The sequence below is a fragment of the Rhodococcus sp. As11 genome, from assembly GCF_048957735.1.
In the GTDB taxonomy this organism is placed as follows: Bacteria; Actinomycetota; Actinomycetes; order Mycobacteriales; family Mycobacteriaceae; genus Rhodococcus; species Rhodococcus gordoniae.
Genome location: NZ_JARDJE010000003.1, coordinates 71,341 through 87,561, shown reverse-complemented (window position 1 = coordinate 87,561; position 16,221 = coordinate 71,341). Strand labels below are relative to the sequence as shown.

Here is a 16,221-nt window from a genome sequence, read left to right as displayed (position 1 = left end):
CTGCCAGGAGGGCAATGTGAACTGGACGATCTTCGCCGTCTTCATCACCGCGTGGGTGCTGATCGGGCTGGCAACCGGGGTGTGGATGGCGCGGCGGGGCCACGACCCGCGGTGGACGCTGATCGCCGTGATCCTCGGACCCTTGTTCGTTCCGGTCGCCTACGAGCGCGTCGAGCGTCGACCCCGGTCGGTGGCCTCCGCGCCGATCGCGATGTGGGGAACCGAACCGCCGGAAACCGGCAATCTCCGCGTCATGGTCGGCATCGACGGATCGGCGGAGTCCGACCATGCACTGCGCGTCGCGCGTCGACTGTTCGGCCCCGGCGGGGGCGTGCTCGAACTCGTCGCGGTGGTGTCGTACGACGACGGCGGCACGGACGAGTCGGAAGCTCTCCACGTGGCGAGGCAGCGACTCACGGGCGCTGCCGACGCCGCGGAGGACGTCCCGGCGGGCATGGCGGTTCTGGCCGGCCCGGCGGGCGAATCCCTTCGCTGGTTCGCCGAGGAGCGCCGAGCCGACGTCCTCGTCGTCGGGCGGCGCGGTCGTGGCATGTCCACCAGGATCCTGGGCAGCGTCGCCGAACACCTGAGCGGCCATTGTGCGGTGCCCGTACTCGTGGTCGCCCCCGACGGCCACCTACCTCGCAGCGTCAGTCGCCCCACAACTCCAGAACAGTAGTGAGGATCTCCTCCGACGCACCGAGACCACCGAGATGGCTTTCTCCGGGCAGGTGGTGGAACTGTGCGTCGGGCAGCAGATCCACCACGTGCAGACCGTGCTCGATCGGGATGATGTGGTCGGTGTCGCCGTGCCACCACCGCACGGGCACCTTCACGTCGGAGACGCGGAAACCCCAGTCGCGGGTGAACACGACGATGTCGGAGAACGGCGCGGAGATCTGACGTCGGCTGCCGTTGAGCAGGTCGTCGAGGAACATCGCCTTGAACTCGGGGCGGGCGAGCAGCCGACGGTCGGCCTCGGGTGACAGCCGCCCGTACAGGTCGATGATCGGCGACGCGAACGGGCGCACCACGCGGATCGCCGCGCTCACCGCCACGCCGATCGGGACGCTCGCGGTCTGCAGCGCCGGCGCGACGAAGGTGCCCAGCTTCATCAGGTTGCTGCCGATCGCCTCGGGACCGACGACCGGTGCCACACCGCCGAGGACCGCGGCCGCGACGACTCGTTCGCGCAACGCGTAGGCCGCGGCGAGGGTGTACGGCCCGCCGCCGGACAGGCCGACGAGGGCCATGCGGTCGACACCGAGGGTGTCGGCGACGATGCGCAGGTCGTCGCTGAACGCGAGGACGTTCTCGTAGATGTGCGGCGTCGACGAGCCGATCCCGGGGCGATCGATCCCGATGAGGCGGAGGTGGTTCCGTTCGGCGAAGGCGCGGGCCTCGATGGGCACCTGCCGGCGCGCGCCGGGCGTGCCGTGCAGCCAGAACACCGTCCGGCCTTGCGCCGAACCGAACTCGGCGAAACCGAGCCGCCGGCCCTCCCCGACCGCGACGGTGCCTTCGAGTTTCGGGCGTTCGACGTCCATGGCGCCAGCATGGCACGCACCCGCACGCCCGACCAGCGTCCGTCCCGTGGGACGAATCGATGCAACCGAGATGTGATGCACGCTACATTGGAATCCGACTACAGCCGGCGTCGGATCCGACCACCCGGAGATGTGCCCGTGACGAAGATGCTTGCTCCCCCACCTCCCGGCCTCGCTCCCGTGCCGGGCGACAGCGGCCTCCCCTACGTCGGATACGCGCTGAAGTACATGCGCGATCCCGTTGCGGCATATACACATCGCTACCGCGAGCACGGCCCGGTGTCGTGGTTCCGCTTCGCCGGACGGCCGTGGGTGGTCCTGCTCGGACCCGACGCCGTCGGCGCGGCCCTGCAGAACCGCGACCGCGCACTGCTCAACGGACCGGGCTGGCGCGCCCTGATCGGGCCGTTCTTCGACCGCGGACTCATGCTGCTCGACGGCGACGAGCACACCGCGCACCGCCGCATCATGTCGCAGGCGTTCACCCGCGACCGCCTCGCCCTCTACACCGACCGCATGCACCCGTCGATCGAACGGACCCTCGACGGCTGGATCCCGCGCGAGGGTTTCCGCGCGTACCCGGCGCTCAAGGAACTGACCCTCGGGCTCGCGACGGAGATCTTCATGGGCGGCGCCGAAGGCTCGTCCGATCACGAAATGGAGGAAGTGAACCGGGCTTTCATCGGCTGTGTGCAGGCGGCCACCGCCATCGTGCGCTACCCGCTGCCGGGCACGCGGTGGCGTCGCGGCATCGTGGGCAGGGCGCGCCTCGAGAAGTTCTTCCGGCACTATCTCCCCGCGCGTCGCGCGGGGAACGGCGACGACATCTTCTCGGTGCTCTGTCATGTCGAATCCGAAGAAGGCGAACGGTTCTCGGACGACGACGTGGTCGACCACATGATCTTCCTGATGATGGCGGCCCACGACACCTCGACGATCACCCTGTCGACGGCGATGCAGTATCTCGGCCAGTTCCCCGAATGGCAGCAACGCTGCCGCGAGGAATCCGACGCGCTCGGCACCACCACGCCGGGTGTCGACCGACTCGACGAACCGACCTCGCTGGACCTGGTGATCAAGGAGTGCCAGCGGCTGGTGACCCCGGTGCCGGGTGTCGTGCGACGCGCGGCGAAGGACACCGAGATCCTCGGCCACTTCGTCCCGAAGGGAACCCTCCTCGATCTCGGTATGCACTTCTCCCATCACATGCCCGAATTGTGGCCCGATCCGGAACGTTTCGATCCCGAACGTTTCTCGCCGGAGCGCCGCGAGGACAAGGTGCACAAGTACGCGTGGGCGCCCTTCGGCGGCGGCGCGCACCGGTGCCTGGGCATGCACTTCTCGGGAGTTGAGATCAAGACGGTGCTGCACCATCTGCTGCTGCGTTTCCGCTGGCACGTGCCGGCCGACTACGTCGCGCCGATGAACTTCACGTCGTTGCCGTTCCCGAACGACGGGGGTCCGATCCACCTCCTTCCGAGGTGATCGGGGCGTAGAAAGAAGGGGTGACCGCCGCCGACGAACTCGACGACCGTTTCGTCACCGCGGTGCGCGCTCCGCCCGGGCACGCACCGCCATCACGGCCGGCCGACCGGCGGGTCGGCGACGACCTGCTGGTGCGGTACTTCGACGCCCAGGTGCAGTCGCGGCACCTCGATGCCGCGGCCCGCACCCTGCAAGGACGTGGCGAAGGTTTCTACACCATCGCGTCGGCGGGCCACGAATCGAATGCCGCACTGGGATTGCGCACGCGGGTGACGGATCCCGCTCTGCTGCACTACCGTTCGGGCGGTTTCTACGCGGCTCGCGCGTCGCTCGCCGAGGGCAGCACCCCGATCCGCGACGTGCTCGCCGGATGCGCGGCGTCCACGCTCGATCCGATCTCCGCCGGTCGGCACAAGGTGTTCGGCAACGCCGCGCTGAACATCCTGCCGCAGACGTCGACGATCGCCTCGCACCTGCCGCGCGCCGTGGGCCTGGCTCTCGCATTGCCGCGGATGCGGCGTCTCGGGCTCGACGCGGCCTGGCCGTGGGATTCGGTGGTGGTGTGCAGTTTCGGCGACGCCTCGGCGAACCATTCGACGGCCGTCGGCGCTCTGAACGCGGCCGCCTACTGCCGTCATCGCGGGTTGCCGTTGCCGTTGCTGCTGGTGTGCGAGGACAACGGACTCGGCATCAGCGTGCCCACCCCGCCCGGTTGGCTCGAGCGGTCGCTGTCGTCGTATCCGGGGATCGAGTACCGATCGGCGGACGGAGCAGATCCGGTGGGGATGCTCACTGCCGCAACCGATGCCGTGGAGACGGTGCGTACGACCCGGGCTCCGCTCCTGCTGCACGTGCGGGCGGTGCGTTTCCTCGGTCATGCCGGTTCCGATGTCGAGTCGGCCTACCGCAGCCCGTCGGATCTCGCCGCCGATCACGAACGGGACCCGCTGGTGGGTACGGCCCGCGAACTCGTCGCGCGTGGAGTGCTCGATGCTGCAGGGGTTCTCGACCGGTACGAACGGATGCGGGCCGAGGTCGACTCCGTCGCGGACTCACTGAGCAGGCCGCCGCGACTGGCGACCGCCGCCGAGGTGATGCGCCCGCTGGAATCCGAGCTCGTGCACGTCGACGACGACCCGCATCCCACCGGTGAACCGCTCACCCTCGCCCGGGCCGTGACCCGCACGCTCGGGCAGCTCCTCGAGGAGGACCCCCACGCCTGCGTGTTCGGGGAGGACGTCGGCGCCAAGGGCGGGGTCTACGGCGTCACCCGAGGACTGCAGGAGCGCTTCGGACGCCTGCGCGTGTTCGACACCCTGCTCGACGAGCAGACGATCCTCGGCACCGCACTGGGCTTCGCCGTCGCGGGCATGTTGCCGATCCCGGAGATCCAGTACCTGGCCTATCTGCACAACGCCGAGGACCAACTGCGCGGCGAAGCGGCGAGTCTGGCGTTCTTCTCCGACGGGCGGTACCGCAATCCGATGGTCGTGCGCATCGCGGGCCTGCCCTACCAGCGCGGCTTCGGCGGGCACTTCCACAACGACGATTCCGTCGCCGTCCTCCGCGACATCCCGGGTCTGGTGCTGGCCGTGCCGAGCTCACCCGCCACGGCCGGCACCCTGCTGCGTACGTGCGTCGAGCTGGCCCGTCAGGAGGGCCGGGTGTGCGTGTACCTGGAGCCGATCGCGCTGTACCACGGGCGCGACCTGTACGACGACGGCGACGGACTGTGGCAGCAGGTTCCCGACACCGCCGGGCTCCCACCGGGATCGGTGTGCACCTACGGCAACGGGCGCGACGTGCTGGTGGTGACCTTCGGGAACGGGGTGCCGATGAGTCTGCGTGCCGTCCGTCGCGCGGGAGTCGCGGCGACCGTCCTCGACCTGCAATGGTTGTCGCCGCTGCCGACGACCGCGCTGCTCGAACACGTCCGTCGCTTCGAGCGGGTGGTGGTCGCCGACGAGACACGTCGCAGCGGAGGTGTGGCCGAAGCGGTCGTCGCGGCGCTCGTCGACGATGAGTGGCCGGGCAGAATCACCCGGGTCACCTCCCGGGACAGCTACGTACCGCTCGGCCCCGCGGCCGCGCATGTACTGATGTCGGAGGACGACATCGTCGCGGCACTGCGTCAGGGGTGATCAGCAGGAGGCGGGATCAACAGGAGGCAAGGATCCGCGCCATCGCGTCGTGTTCCGCCTGGGTGACCCACAGTTCGTAGGCGGTCTTCACCTCGATCTGCCGCACGACGTACTCGCAGTGGAAGGCGGTGTTCGGCGGCAGCCACTCCGACGCGTCGGAGTCGCCCTTGCCCTGGTTGGTGGGGCCGTCGACGGCGATCAGGTTGCGCGGATCGTTCGCGAGATTCCGCTTCTCCTGATCGTCCAGATGGCGGGCGCCCTTCTTCCACGCATCGGACAGGGCGACGACGTGGTCGATCTGCACGGCGGACGAGGTGTCGATCCCGCGACGGAAGGAGATCGTCTTCCCCGTGTACGGGTCCTCGAGGGTGCCGGCGGTGACGGTGCACTGCTTCTTCCCGGACTCGAAGGAGACGTCGACGAGGTCGCGCCGGAGAATGTCGTTACGAGTGTCGCAGCCGTTGCGCCCCAGGTCGACGGTCACCTCGTCGGTCCAGGCCGAGCCGAACAGTGAGCGGTCGTAGCCACTCTGCGATTCGGCGGGCCGGACGGGCAGTGCCGCCAGCGCCTCGAGGGCTTCGGAGGGGTTCTCGACCGTGCCCCCGCCGGTACCGCCCGGCTCGTCGTCCCCCATCGGTTCGAGGAGGACGACGGCCACGGAGACCACGATGAAGCACAGGATCCAGACCCAACGGGGAACGGACGACGTGCGAATACTCGCCATATGTCGATACTGCTACCGAGTCGTACTGCTACCGCTGCTTCCTACTTCGCGAGCGGGGGCATCTTCACGACCTGGCCCGCATAGGACAGGCCGGCACCGAACGCGAGGAGCAGCGCGGTGGATCCGACCTCGACCTGGCCGGTGCGCAGCATCTTCTCCATCGCCAGCGGGATGGACGCGGCGGAGGTGTTGCCGGTCTCGATGATGTCGTCGGCGACCGCGACGGTCTCGGGCAGTTCGAGCTGCTTGACGATGACGTCGTTGATGCGCAGGTTGGCCTGGTGCGGGACGAACGCGTCGAGGTCCTCGAGGGCCACGCCGGCCTTGTCGGCGATCTGCCGGGCGTACTTGCTCATCTCGAAGGCGGCCCAGCGGAAGACCGCGGTGCCCTCCATGATGATCCAGGGACGCTTCTGGTTCGGGTTGGTGGCGAAGTCGACCCAGTCGGGTTCCTGCCGGATCGCGTTGGCCTGGGAGCCGTCGGAGCCCCAGACGGTGGGGCCGACACCGACCTCGTCGGACGGGCCGACGACCACGGCACCGGCACCGTCGCCGAAGATGAAGCGCACGGAGCGATCGGTGGGCTCGGTGGTGTCGCTCATGCGCTCGACACCGACGACGAGCACGTGCTCGGCCGTTCCGGCGCGCACGAGATCGGAAGCGACGCCGAGGGCGTAGCAGAAGCCCGCGCAGCCGGCCTGGATGTCGAGCGCCGCGGCACCGCCGGTGCCGATGCGGTCGGCGACGAGCGCCGCGGCCTGCGGGGTCTGGTAGGGGTAGGTGGAGGTCGCGACGATCACCGTGTCGATCTGCGCAGCGGTGAGGCCGGCAGCCGCGAGGGCCTGCTCGGCGGAGCTCGTCGCCATGTCGACGACCGATTCCTTCGGATGCTGCTCGGCGAAGCGGCGCTCCTTGATGCCGGAGCGCGACTGGATCCATTCGTCGCTCGAGTCGATCTGCTCGCAGATCTCGTCGTTGGTGACGATGCGCTCGGGGCGGTGCACACCCAGACCGAGCAGCACGCTGTTCCTCAGCGGGGCGGGGACAGCGATCTGTGCACCCATCAGACGAACTCCTCCTCCTCGACGCACCGCGTGTCGGCACATCGCATCCGGTCCACGATATCGCAGGTCACGATTTCGTCACAGCGCTACCCCGACGATGTGCTTCCGTGACCCTCACCGCAAGTAGGGGTCCCGTTCACGACGCGGGGCTAGCGTCGCGGGCATGGATGCACAGGCATGGAACGAGAAGTACGCGACGTCGGACATGATCTGGGGCACGCCGCCCAATCCGGTGATCGTCGAACACGTGGCGTCACTACCGCACGGGAGGGCCCTCGACCTCGGCTGCGGCGAAGGCCGCCACTCCTTGTGGTTGGCGACGCGCGGCTGGGAAGTCGTGGGTGTCGACTTCTCCGAGGTCGCCCTCGACAAGGCCCGCCGGATCGCCGCACAGGCACCGTCCCGCTCGCGCGACCGGCTCCACTACGTCCGGGGTGATGTGACGGCCGACTCGTTCGACGGCGAATATGACTTGATTCTCTCGGTCTTCCTTCATTTCCCTCCGCCACAGCGGAAGGCACTTCTCGACCGCGCCGTCGATGCGCTGAAACCTGAAGGAATGCTCATATTTCTCGGGCACGACGCAACAAATCCCGACGACGGCGTGGGCGGACCGCAGGACAAGGAAATTCTCTACACACCAACGGATCTCGTCGACGAAATCGACGGAGGACTGGACATCATGATTGCCGAACGGCGCTATCGGGAAACCGACGCGGGAACGGCGATCGACGCGCTCGTCGTGGCACGGAAACCGCCCCTTGGCAGTTAGTTGCCTGACGAGTAACATAGAGATGTTACCGACGAGTAATAACTTGGGCGGTACTTGAAGCCGGCTGGACCGCACCACACTGGGAGACACGGACGACATGGGCCACTACAAGAGCAACCTCCGCGACCTCGAGTTCAATCTGTTCGAGTTCCTGAAGATTCAGAAGGTCCTCGAAGCAGGCAAGTTCGGCGACCTGGACGAGGACACCGCGCGCGGCATCCTCGCCGAGGTCAAGGCACTGACCGAGGGGCCGGCGGCCGAAGGCTTCGCCGACGCCGACCGCAACCCGCCGGTCTTCGATCCCGAGACCCATTCGGTGTCGCTTCCCGAGCCGTTCAAGAAGTCGTTCCGCGCCTGGTGGGACGCCGGTTACTGGTCCATGGGCATCCCCGAGGAGCTCGGCGGCACCGACTCACCGCGCAGCCTCCTGTGGGCCGTCAACGAGATGATGCTCGGCGCCCAGCCCGCGGCCTTCATGTACGCGGCCGGCCCTGCCTTCGCAGGCGTGCTCTACGACAACGGCACCGATGAGCAGAAGAAGTGGGCCGCCACCTGCGTCGAGCGCGGCTGGGGCGCCACCATGGTCCTCACCGAGCCCGACGCCGGTTCCGACGTCGGCGCCGGTCGCACCAAGGCGATCAAGCAGGACGACGGCTCCTGGCACATCGAGGGCGTCAAGCGGTTCATCACCTCGGCCGACTCCGACGACCTGTTCGAGAACATCTTCCACCTCGTCCTCGCCCGCCCCGAGGGTGCCGGCCCCGGCACCAAGGGCCTGTCGCTGTTCTTCGTCCCGAAGTTCCACTTCGACTTCGAGAAGGACGAGATGGGCGAGCGCAACGGCGTGTTCGTCACCAACGTCGAACACAAGATGGGTCTCAATGCCTCCGCGACCTGCGAGGTCACCTTCGGTGGCCACGGCGTTCCGGCTCAGGGCTGGCTGGTCGGCGAGGTCCACAACGGCATCGCGCAGATGTTCGACGTCATCGAGCACGCCCGCATGATGGTCGGCACGAAGGCCATCGCGACCCTGTCGACCGGCTACCTCAATGCCCTCGACTACGCCAAGGAGCGCATCCAGGGCGCCGACCTCACACAGATGTCCGACAAGACCGCGCCGCGCGTGTCGATCATGCACCACCCCGACGTGCGGCGTTCGCTGGCGATGCAGAAGGCCTACTCCGAGGGCCTGCGCGCCGTGTACCTGTACACCGCGGCGCACCAGGACGACGTCGTCGCCGAGCAGGTCTCGGGTGCCGACGCCGCTCTCGCGCACCGCATCAACGACCTGCTGCTGCCGGTCGTCAAGGGTTGCGGCTCCGAGCGGGCCTACCAGTACCTGAAGGATTCGCTCCAGACCCTCGGCGGTTCGGGCTTCCTGCAGGACTACCCGATCGAGCAGTACATCCGCGACTCGAAGATCGACTCGCTGTACGAGGGCACCACGGCCATCCAGGCGCAGGACTTCTTCTTCCGCAAGATCGCTCGCGACCGTGGCGTGGCGCTCGCCCACATCGCCGGTGAGATCAAGAAGTTCGTCGAGCGCGACGACGCCGACCAGCGTCTGAAGAAGGAGCGCACGCTCCTGGCCACCGCGCTCGGCGAGACCCAGACGATGGTCGCGACGCTCACCCAGTACCTCATGGGTGCGCAGGAACAGCCCACCGAGCTGTACAAGGTCGGCCTCGGCTCCGTCCGTTTCCTCGAGGCATTCGGCGACCTGATGATCGGCTGGCTGCTGCTCGAGCACGCCGAGATCGCCCTCGGTGCGCTCGATGCCGGCACCGACGCCGCGGACAAGGCGTTCTACGAGGGCAAGGTCGCGGCAGCGTCCTTCTTCGCCAAGAACGTGCTGCCCGAGCTGAGCGTCGCGCGTCAGATCATCACCGACGTCGACCTCGACATCATGGAACTCGACGAAGCCGCGTTCTGATCGAACCGCTCACCGCGGTAGCGCGAACGGCCGTTGCGACTCTCGGCAAGAGGGTCGCAGCGGCCGTCGTCATCGGCCGGGCCGCCCTGCCCCGGCAGGCTCGGCCGTACCCGTTACCGTGCGCAGCCACCGATCCAGGCTGGACGGATCACCGGAGTCGTCGCGGTAGCCGATGTATCCGTCCGGTCTGACGGCGAGAATCCGGCGCGGCGGCCATGTGTCGATCGGATGACAGGTCACCGGCAACGTCCCGGATACCGGGTGCAGAAGTGTTGCCGGGCCGTGCAGTACGTGCATACCCGGTGAGCAGGTCAGGTCGTGCACCCGGCTCGCTCGTCCTCGGGTGACCACCTCGATGTCCGGAAGCGGGTCGCCCGCCTGCAGTCGGCCGGCCCCGCGGCACCGATGTCCTTCGGTGATCGGGCCGGCGCGGTACGAAACCCAGTCCTGCGACAGCGTCGCGCCCGCCGTCGCGGTGAGCAGATGAAGCCGCAAGAGGGTGGGCACGGCCGGGGCCACCGCCGGCAGCACGGCGGTACGGAGGAACCGGAACGGCAGTCGCGAATCCCCTTCCGCGTGCAGGATCAGCTCGGTAAGGGTGCCGACCTTGTCGGCGACAGGCCGTCGCTCCGCGTCGTACGATGCGAGCAGACGCTCCGGATCGGTCGAACCGCCGCACGCGACAGCAAGCTTCCATCCCAGATTGGCGGCATCCTGCAGCCCGGTGTTCACTCCCTGCGCGCCGGCAGGTGAGAACACGTGGGCCGCGTCCCCTGCAAGAAATACCGGACCCGACCGGAATCGGGCCGCCCGAGCGCGCTGCAACCGTACGCGTGTCGACCACGCTGCCGCGCCCACTCGCCCCGGAAGATTCGCTCCCTCGAGCACGGTTCGGATCTCGGACACGGAGACCGGCGGCCCGTCGCGTCCCGGCGGGACGTCGTCTCCGGTCGCGGCCCGGGTGGCGACGAGCCGCCAGCGCGCTTCGTGCTCCCCTTCCGGGAAGAGGAAGCCGATGCCGGCAGGGCCCGCCCCGATGTGAGCCGTGGTCGGGGACAGATCCTCGAGGTCCAGATCCGCGAGTACCGCCTCCTCGCGATAGGTGTGACCGTGCCACGGGATCCGAATCGAGCGGCGCACCGTGCTGTCCGCCCCGTCGCAACCGACCAGGAACCGGCAATGCACGTATCGGTGCCCGCCACGGGTACGCAACCGGGCGAGAACCCCGTCCCGGTCGTTCCACAATCCGTCGAGCTCGGCGCCCGTCAGCAAGGGAACTCCACCGTCGTCCACTGCCCTGTGCAGTGCCGATTCGAGGAACGCCTGCCGAACCATCAGCGGTTGCCGGAACCGATCCGGTACCGCGAAATCGGCGAGCGCGACGTCGACCGTCCGCTCGCCGAGGTGCAGCTGTGTGCGCAGTCGCGCAAGGGACCGCGATTCGAGTTCGTGGACGACCCCCAGCCGGTGCAGTGATTCCAGCGTGCGCGACCACAACAGCATCGAGCGGGAGGGCCGCTGCAACTCGGTGCGACGCTCCGCCACGCAGACGCCGGCACCGTGCCTGTGGGCATGCAGCGCCACCGCGGCACCGACGGGACCGGCACCGACGACCAGGATGTCGACTCGGTTCAGCGCAGGCCGACCGGGGCCGTGGGCTGCCACCACGTCTTCGTCTTCTCTGCGTGCGAACCCGATAACAGTTCCGGGCGGCTCAGTGCCTCGTCGCGGTGCACTCCCGGCACGATGTGCGCCCTGATCGAGCCGGTGACACTGACCAACCCGAGTACCCAACTCAAAGCGCGCACGTAGGAAGCGGCCCGCTCGGCGCCGTCCCATTCGTAGATGCCCCGATAGCAGCCGTGCTCGTCGTGCGTCATCCACAGCTTCGAGCGGAATCCCGGGGACCCGACGAACATCGGAATGTTCAGCCAGCTCTCCAGCCGAAAGGCGCGATGACCGGGACCGCGGATGCCGCGCAGGACGAATCCGACCACCAGTAGGGCCGGGTCGTCTGCTCTGCCGTCGTCCACTCGGGTCTCGCGATACACCACAGCGCTACTGCCGTCGGCGAACCGCACCCGCTGCCCCACATTCCTACGGGGATTGTGCAGCCGTCGTGCGCGAAGCAGACGAACCATGCCGACGGCGCTCTCGAGCACTCGCGGGGCGGCTCGGCGAGCAGGTGGCGGAGTCACAGCATCGTGATCCGCCTCGGCCGGGTCCGAGCGTGGTCGAGGTGGCGGAACGTTTTCAGCCGACCGGGACATCGTGGTCTCCACAATCCGTCGCACGGTTGTCGTGCACCCAGAGTAGAAGCCCGAGTGGGGTTCGGGAAGAGCGAGAACCCCGACGCGGCGCAGCTCCCCGAGTGACGAAAAAAAGGGGAGGTTGTGTGCGAGTTCTTCACCGGAACCGCACACAACCTCCCCACATTTCGAGGACGTCCGCTATTCCTCCTCGGGGCCGCCCGTCGCGGGTTCCCCGGCCGCAGGCGATTGCGGTGCCGGCGCGGGTGCATCCGCCTCGGCGTCGCCGGAAGCCGCAGCGTCTTCACCGCCCGAGGGTTCGTCGCTCGGCTCCGGCTCGGGGCTGACGCACTTGACCACCGGGACCGGGTCGTAACGCACCGTGCGCGTCGTGTTCGAAATCTGCGCGCCCGTCCGGGCATCGGTGACGATCCGGGTATCGGTGACCGTGAAGCCCTGCGCGCCGCTCGAAGGAATGCACGAGGGGCCGGCGGGCAGCGTGATGGTGTTGGGCGAGGTGTAGTTCGTGCGGTTGCCGGTGACGGACTGGACGTCGACCGTCTTCGTTCCCCAGATGCGCACCGTGATGTCGGAGCTGGTGCCGATCGTCTGGATCAGCACACCCGTGTCGAACGGGTTGCGGAACTTCAGGTCGATCGCGCCGTCGTAGATCGTGGCCTCACGCGCGGCCGGGTACCGGGAGATGTAGTAGCTGTGCTCGGTGTGCTCGACGTCCTCCATGCCGGCGAAATAGGTCGCGTTGTAGAGGGTGGTCGCGAGCTGGCTGATGCCGCCGCCCACGGCCTTGCCGGGACGTCCGGCCTCGATGATGCCCGACTCGATGTAACCCTGCGCCGCACCACGTGGTCCGGTGTAATCGTTGAAGGAGAAGGTCTCCCCGGGCTCGACGATGGCGCCGTTGATCTCCTGCGCCGCCAAGCGGATGTTCACACCGGACGCGTACTCGAACCCACCGGTGGTGTACTCCGCGACCACTTCCTTGATGCCGAGCTTCTCGGCACCTTCGGTGGTGAGTTTCGGCTCGGCCTTCTTGTACACCGCGTCGATGCTGCGGTCGCCCTCCTGCTTCAGCAGGTCGGGCAGTTTCTCCAGAGTGACGGGCCAGTCGACCATCTCACCGGTCTCGCTGGGCACGATCGTCGGACGACCGCCGTCGAGGACGATCCGCGCATCCTTCGGTTCGGTCTCCGACGGCGCGAGCTGCGGTGCGAGGATGCCGACCGCGGCCTCGGTGTCGTACTGCGGTTCGAGTCCCCCCGACCCGTCGGGCACGAACGACAGGACGGCGCCCACCGCATCACGCGGCAGCACACCGATGGCCCCGTCGAGTCCCCGGACGACCAGGTCCTGCGCCACAGCCGGGACGGCGACCTCCGCGAGCGCCCGGTCGAGGCCCTCGCGGGTGACGGTGACATCGACGCTCTCGACGGGCAGCGACACGTTGCCGGACGGCCAGCGCTCGGCGAAGACGTCGCCCGCGACAGCGACGTCGAGTTGCTGACCGGGCTGCGGCGTCACCGGGACGGGTGTGCCGTCCTCGAAGACGATGTTGCCCTCGCGCGGTTCGTGCGCAGCGGCGGCGGCTGCCTTCTCGATGGCCGCCGAGAGGGCGGCCTCGTCGCGCGTGGAGACCACGCCTACCTCGTCGTTCCCGAAGAAGGACGCCAATCGCGTGAACGGATTGAGCGGCTGCGCACCCACATTGTCGAGGGTCGCCGGCCAATCGATACCGATGCCGGCCTCCGACGGCACGAGCTGTCCCCGAGTGTCGCCGGCGGTGACGTCCACAGGAGCGTCGAGCCGCGGCGTCAGTTGTTCGGTGAGCTCCACCTCGGCCGCGTCGAGCGACATCCCGCCGATCTCGACCCCCGCGACGGTGACCCCACGCGGGACCTTGCCCGACGACATCGCGAGATCGGCCACGTACAGCACGGCGAGCAGCGCGACGACCCCGCCGACGACCAGTGCGATCGTCCGCCGGGGCAGATTCGACCCCCGCGTGCTCGGCTCGTCCCCGTCCCCGGACCCTCCCGGACCACCCGTGGGCGGAGGAGTGACGGGAGGCGGACCCTGTGGCGGCGGTCCCGCCTGCACCTGCCGGGTCGGCTGATCGCCCTGCGGCGGGTGTCCTTGTCCCTGGCTCTGCTCCGCCGGCGAGCGGTGGACGCGCTCGGTGGCGGCGGACGATCCGTCACCCGGTGCCCGGTTCGCGGGCGCGACGACGGGAATGACCGCGGTGGGCGCCTCCGAAGGAGGGACGTTCTCGGTCGCGGGTCCGTCTGCAACGTCGGTGCGGGCCTGATCCGCATTCTCGTTCTCGCTCCGGGAGTCGCCGGAAGCTTGTTGCTGTGCCTCAGCTTCTGCCGTCGGCTCCGGAACATCGCTCGCCGTCGGTTCCGGAACATCACTCGCCGTCGGGTCCGGAACACTGCTCGCCTTCGGCTCCGGAACACTGCTCGCCGTCGGTTCCGGAACATCGCTCGCCGTCGGTTCCGGAACATCGCTCGCCGTCGGCTCCGTGCCATCACTCGCCGTCGGCTCGGCCACCTGCCGGTGAGGATCGACCGCTTCGAAACGCTCGGTAGGGGCCGACGCACCCCCGTCCTCACGAGCGGACTCCGACGACGGACCGAGATTCTCGGTTCGTGCGTCGTCGTGCTCGTGATGGGAGTCGTCGGTCCCGTTGCTGCCGCTCACCCAGATCCTTTCGCAAAGTCGGGCGCGCCGTCGAATCCGCGCGCCGAACTACCTGCTGTCAAGGGTAGTGCGCCTGTTCGGCACGGCTGCGGCCGGAATGCGAAGACCCCGCGTTGCTACCAGGTCGGGGGTCAGGCAGCAGCGCGGGGTCGCTGGGTCTATCGCGGTCCGTCGCAGAGCGTTACACACCGAACGGAACTTTTTTGCTCAACGATCTCCGAGGGGGTCGATCAGGCCTCCAGAATCGCCGTCACACCCTGTCCGCCTGCGGCGCAGATGGAGATCAGGCCGCGGACGGGCTTTCCGGTCTCCTGCTTCTTCTCGTGCAGCATCTTCGCCAGCGAGGCGACGATGCGGCCGCCGGTCGCGGCGAACGGGTGGCCGGCCGCCAGCGACGAGCCGTTGACGTTGAGCTTGCTGCGGTCGATCGATCCCAGCGGTGCGTCGAGACCCAGCTTGCCCTTGCAGTACTCCTCCGACTCGAACGCCTGGAGCGTGGCGAGCACCACGGAGGCGAACGCCTCGTGGATCTCGTAGAAATCGAAGTCCTGCAGGGTCAGGCCGTTGCGCTGCAGTAGACGCGGGATGGCGTAGGTGGGGGCCATGAGCAGACCGTCGCCGCCGTGGATGTAGTCGACCGCGGCGGTCTCGGAGTCCACGAGGTAGGCGAGCACCGGCAGCTTGCGCTCGGCGGCCCACTCCTCGCTCGACAGCAGCGCAGCCGACGCGCCGTCGGTGAGCGGCGTCGAATTGCCGGCCGTCATGGTGGCGTCGCCGAGCTTGTTGCCGAAGACCGGCTTCAGCGTCGACAGCTTCTCCACCGACGAATCGGGACGCAGGTTGTCGTCGCGGGTCAGCCCGAGGAACGGGGTGACGAGGTCGTCGAAGAAGCCGCGGTCGTAGGCGGCAGCCATGTTGCGGTGGCTCGCGACGGCCAGTTCGTCCTGCGCCTCGCGGGCGATGCCGAACTCCTTCGCGGTGATCGCGGCGTGCTCCCCCATCGACAGGCCGGTGCGCGGCTCGCCGTTGCGCGGGATCTCGATGCCGAGCATCGACGGGCGGACGTTGCCGAGCAGCTTGACCCGGTCGGCCGTGGAGCGGGCCCGGTTCAGGGACAGCAGGAACTCACGCAGCTGGTTGTTCACGGCGATCGGGGCGTCGGAGGTGGTGTCGACGCCGCCGCCGATACCGGCCTCGATCCGTCCCGCGGCGATGGCGTCGCCGACCGCGATGATCGACTGCAGACCGGTGCCGCATGCCTGCTGGAGATCCCAGGCCGGGGTATAGGGACTCAGCGCGCTGCCGAGCACGCTCTCGCGCACGAGGTTGAAGTCGCGGGCGTGCTTGAGGACCGCACCGCCGACGACGGCGCCGAGCCGCTCGCCCTGGAGATTGAAACGGCCGACGAGGCCGTCGAGGGTGGCGGTGAACATGTCCTGGTTGGACGCGCGCGCGTACGTGCGGTCGGACCGGGCGAACGGGATCCGGTTGCCTCCGAGAACGGCGACACGGCGCTGCTGCGTGGAACGGGCTTTGGTGGTCACTGGTGTCTCCCGGTTTCGGACGGATTCGAATTCTGGCTACTATT

Annotated in this window: 12 protein-coding genes; 5 read left to right on the top strand and 7 right to left on the bottom strand. The window is 68.4% G+C overall.

The features are described 5' to 3' along the window. Nucleotides 1-16 precede the first annotated feature (16 nt). The gene (locus PV766_RS04790; protein WP_129975734.1) at nucleotides 17-679 is read left to right on the top strand and encodes a universal stress protein; all 663 of its coding nucleotides are present in this window, start codon (nucleotides 17-19) and stop codon (nucleotides 677-679) included. Here the strand turns inward: PV766_RS04790 and PV766_RS04785 are convergent. Beyond that, the gene (locus tag PV766_RS04785; protein WP_064063513.1) at nucleotides 651-1,547 is read right to left on the bottom strand and encodes an alpha/beta fold hydrolase; all 897 of its coding nucleotides are present in this window, start codon (nucleotides 1,545-1,547) and stop codon (nucleotides 651-653) included. The genes PV766_RS04790 and PV766_RS04785 overlap by 29 nt on opposite strands. Nucleotides 1,548-1,685: 138 nt before the next feature. Here PV766_RS04785 and PV766_RS04780 point away from each other — a divergent pair, with 138 nt between their 5' ends. Next, nucleotides 1,686-3,032: a cytochrome P450 gene (locus PV766_RS04780; RefSeq protein ID WP_255161714.1), complete on the top strand. Its 1,347-nt coding sequence runs from the start codon at nucleotides 1,686-1,688 to the stop codon at nucleotides 3,030-3,032. Between the two features lie 20 nt (nucleotides 3,033-3,052). Continuing rightward, the gene (locus tag PV766_RS04775) at nucleotides 3,053-5,173 is read left to right on the top strand and encodes a thiamine pyrophosphate-dependent enzyme (protein WP_421096518.1); all 2,121 of its coding nucleotides are present in this window, start codon (nucleotides 3,053-3,055) and stop codon (nucleotides 5,171-5,173) included. A 16-nt stretch (nucleotides 5,174-5,189) separates the two neighbouring features. On the opposite strand, the gene PV766_RS04770 is transcribed toward PV766_RS04775, so the two are convergent. Next, the gene (locus PV766_RS04770; RefSeq protein ID WP_129975728.1) at nucleotides 5,190-5,897 is read right to left on the bottom strand and encodes an HNH endonuclease family protein; all 708 of its coding nucleotides are present in this window, start codon (nucleotides 5,895-5,897) and stop codon (nucleotides 5,190-5,192) included. A 41-nt stretch (nucleotides 5,898-5,938) separates the two neighbouring features. Then, nucleotides 5,939-6,961 carry a beta-ketoacyl-ACP synthase III gene (locus PV766_RS04765; protein WP_129975726.1) on the bottom strand — a complete coding sequence of 341 codons (1,023 nt, stop codon included), beginning with the start codon at nucleotides 6,959-6,961 and terminating at the stop codon, nucleotides 5,939-5,941. Between the two features lie 163 nt (nucleotides 6,962-7,124). Here PV766_RS04765 and PV766_RS04760 point away from each other — a divergent pair, with 163 nt between their 5' ends. Further along, nucleotides 7,125-7,733, top strand: coding sequence for a class I SAM-dependent methyltransferase (locus PV766_RS04760; protein WP_064063510.1), 609 nt, complete (start codon nucleotides 7,125-7,127; stop codon nucleotides 7,731-7,733). A 97-nt stretch (nucleotides 7,734-7,830) separates the two neighbouring features. Continuing rightward, the gene (locus PV766_RS04755) at nucleotides 7,831-9,666 is read left to right on the top strand and encodes an acyl-CoA dehydrogenase (protein ID WP_016932654.1); all 1,836 of its coding nucleotides are present in this window, start codon (nucleotides 7,831-7,833) and stop codon (nucleotides 9,664-9,666) included. A 69-nt stretch (nucleotides 9,667-9,735) separates the two neighbouring features. Here PV766_RS04755 and PV766_RS04750 read toward each other — a convergent pair whose 3' ends face one another. The 4 genes from PV766_RS04750 to PV766_RS04735 form a co-directional block, all read right to left on the bottom strand. After that, the gene (locus tag PV766_RS04750; RefSeq protein WP_421096517.1) at nucleotides 9,736-11,334 is read right to left on the bottom strand and encodes an FAD-dependent monooxygenase; all 1,599 of its coding nucleotides are present in this window, start codon (nucleotides 11,332-11,334) and stop codon (nucleotides 9,736-9,738) included. After that, a complete protein-coding gene (locus tag PV766_RS04745) occupies nucleotides 11,298-11,807 on the bottom strand; it encodes a hypothetical protein (protein WP_421096516.1) in 510 nt (169 codons plus the stop codon). The genes PV766_RS04750 and PV766_RS04745 overlap by 37 nt, the downstream gene beginning before the upstream one ends. 309 nt (nucleotides 11,808-12,116) lie before the next feature. Then, nucleotides 12,117-14,633 (bottom strand): VanW family protein, encoded by a 2,517-nt coding sequence (locus PV766_RS04740; RefSeq protein WP_421096515.1) that lies wholly within the window; start codon nucleotides 14,631-14,633, stop codon nucleotides 12,117-12,119. A 230-nt stretch (nucleotides 14,634-14,863) separates the two neighbouring features. Continuing rightward, nucleotides 14,864-16,177 carry an acetyl-CoA C-acetyltransferase gene (locus PV766_RS04735; protein ID WP_129975722.1) on the bottom strand — a complete coding sequence of 438 codons (1,314 nt, stop codon included), beginning with the start codon at nucleotides 16,175-16,177 and terminating at the stop codon, nucleotides 14,864-14,866. Nucleotides 16,178-16,221 lie beyond the last annotated feature (44 nt).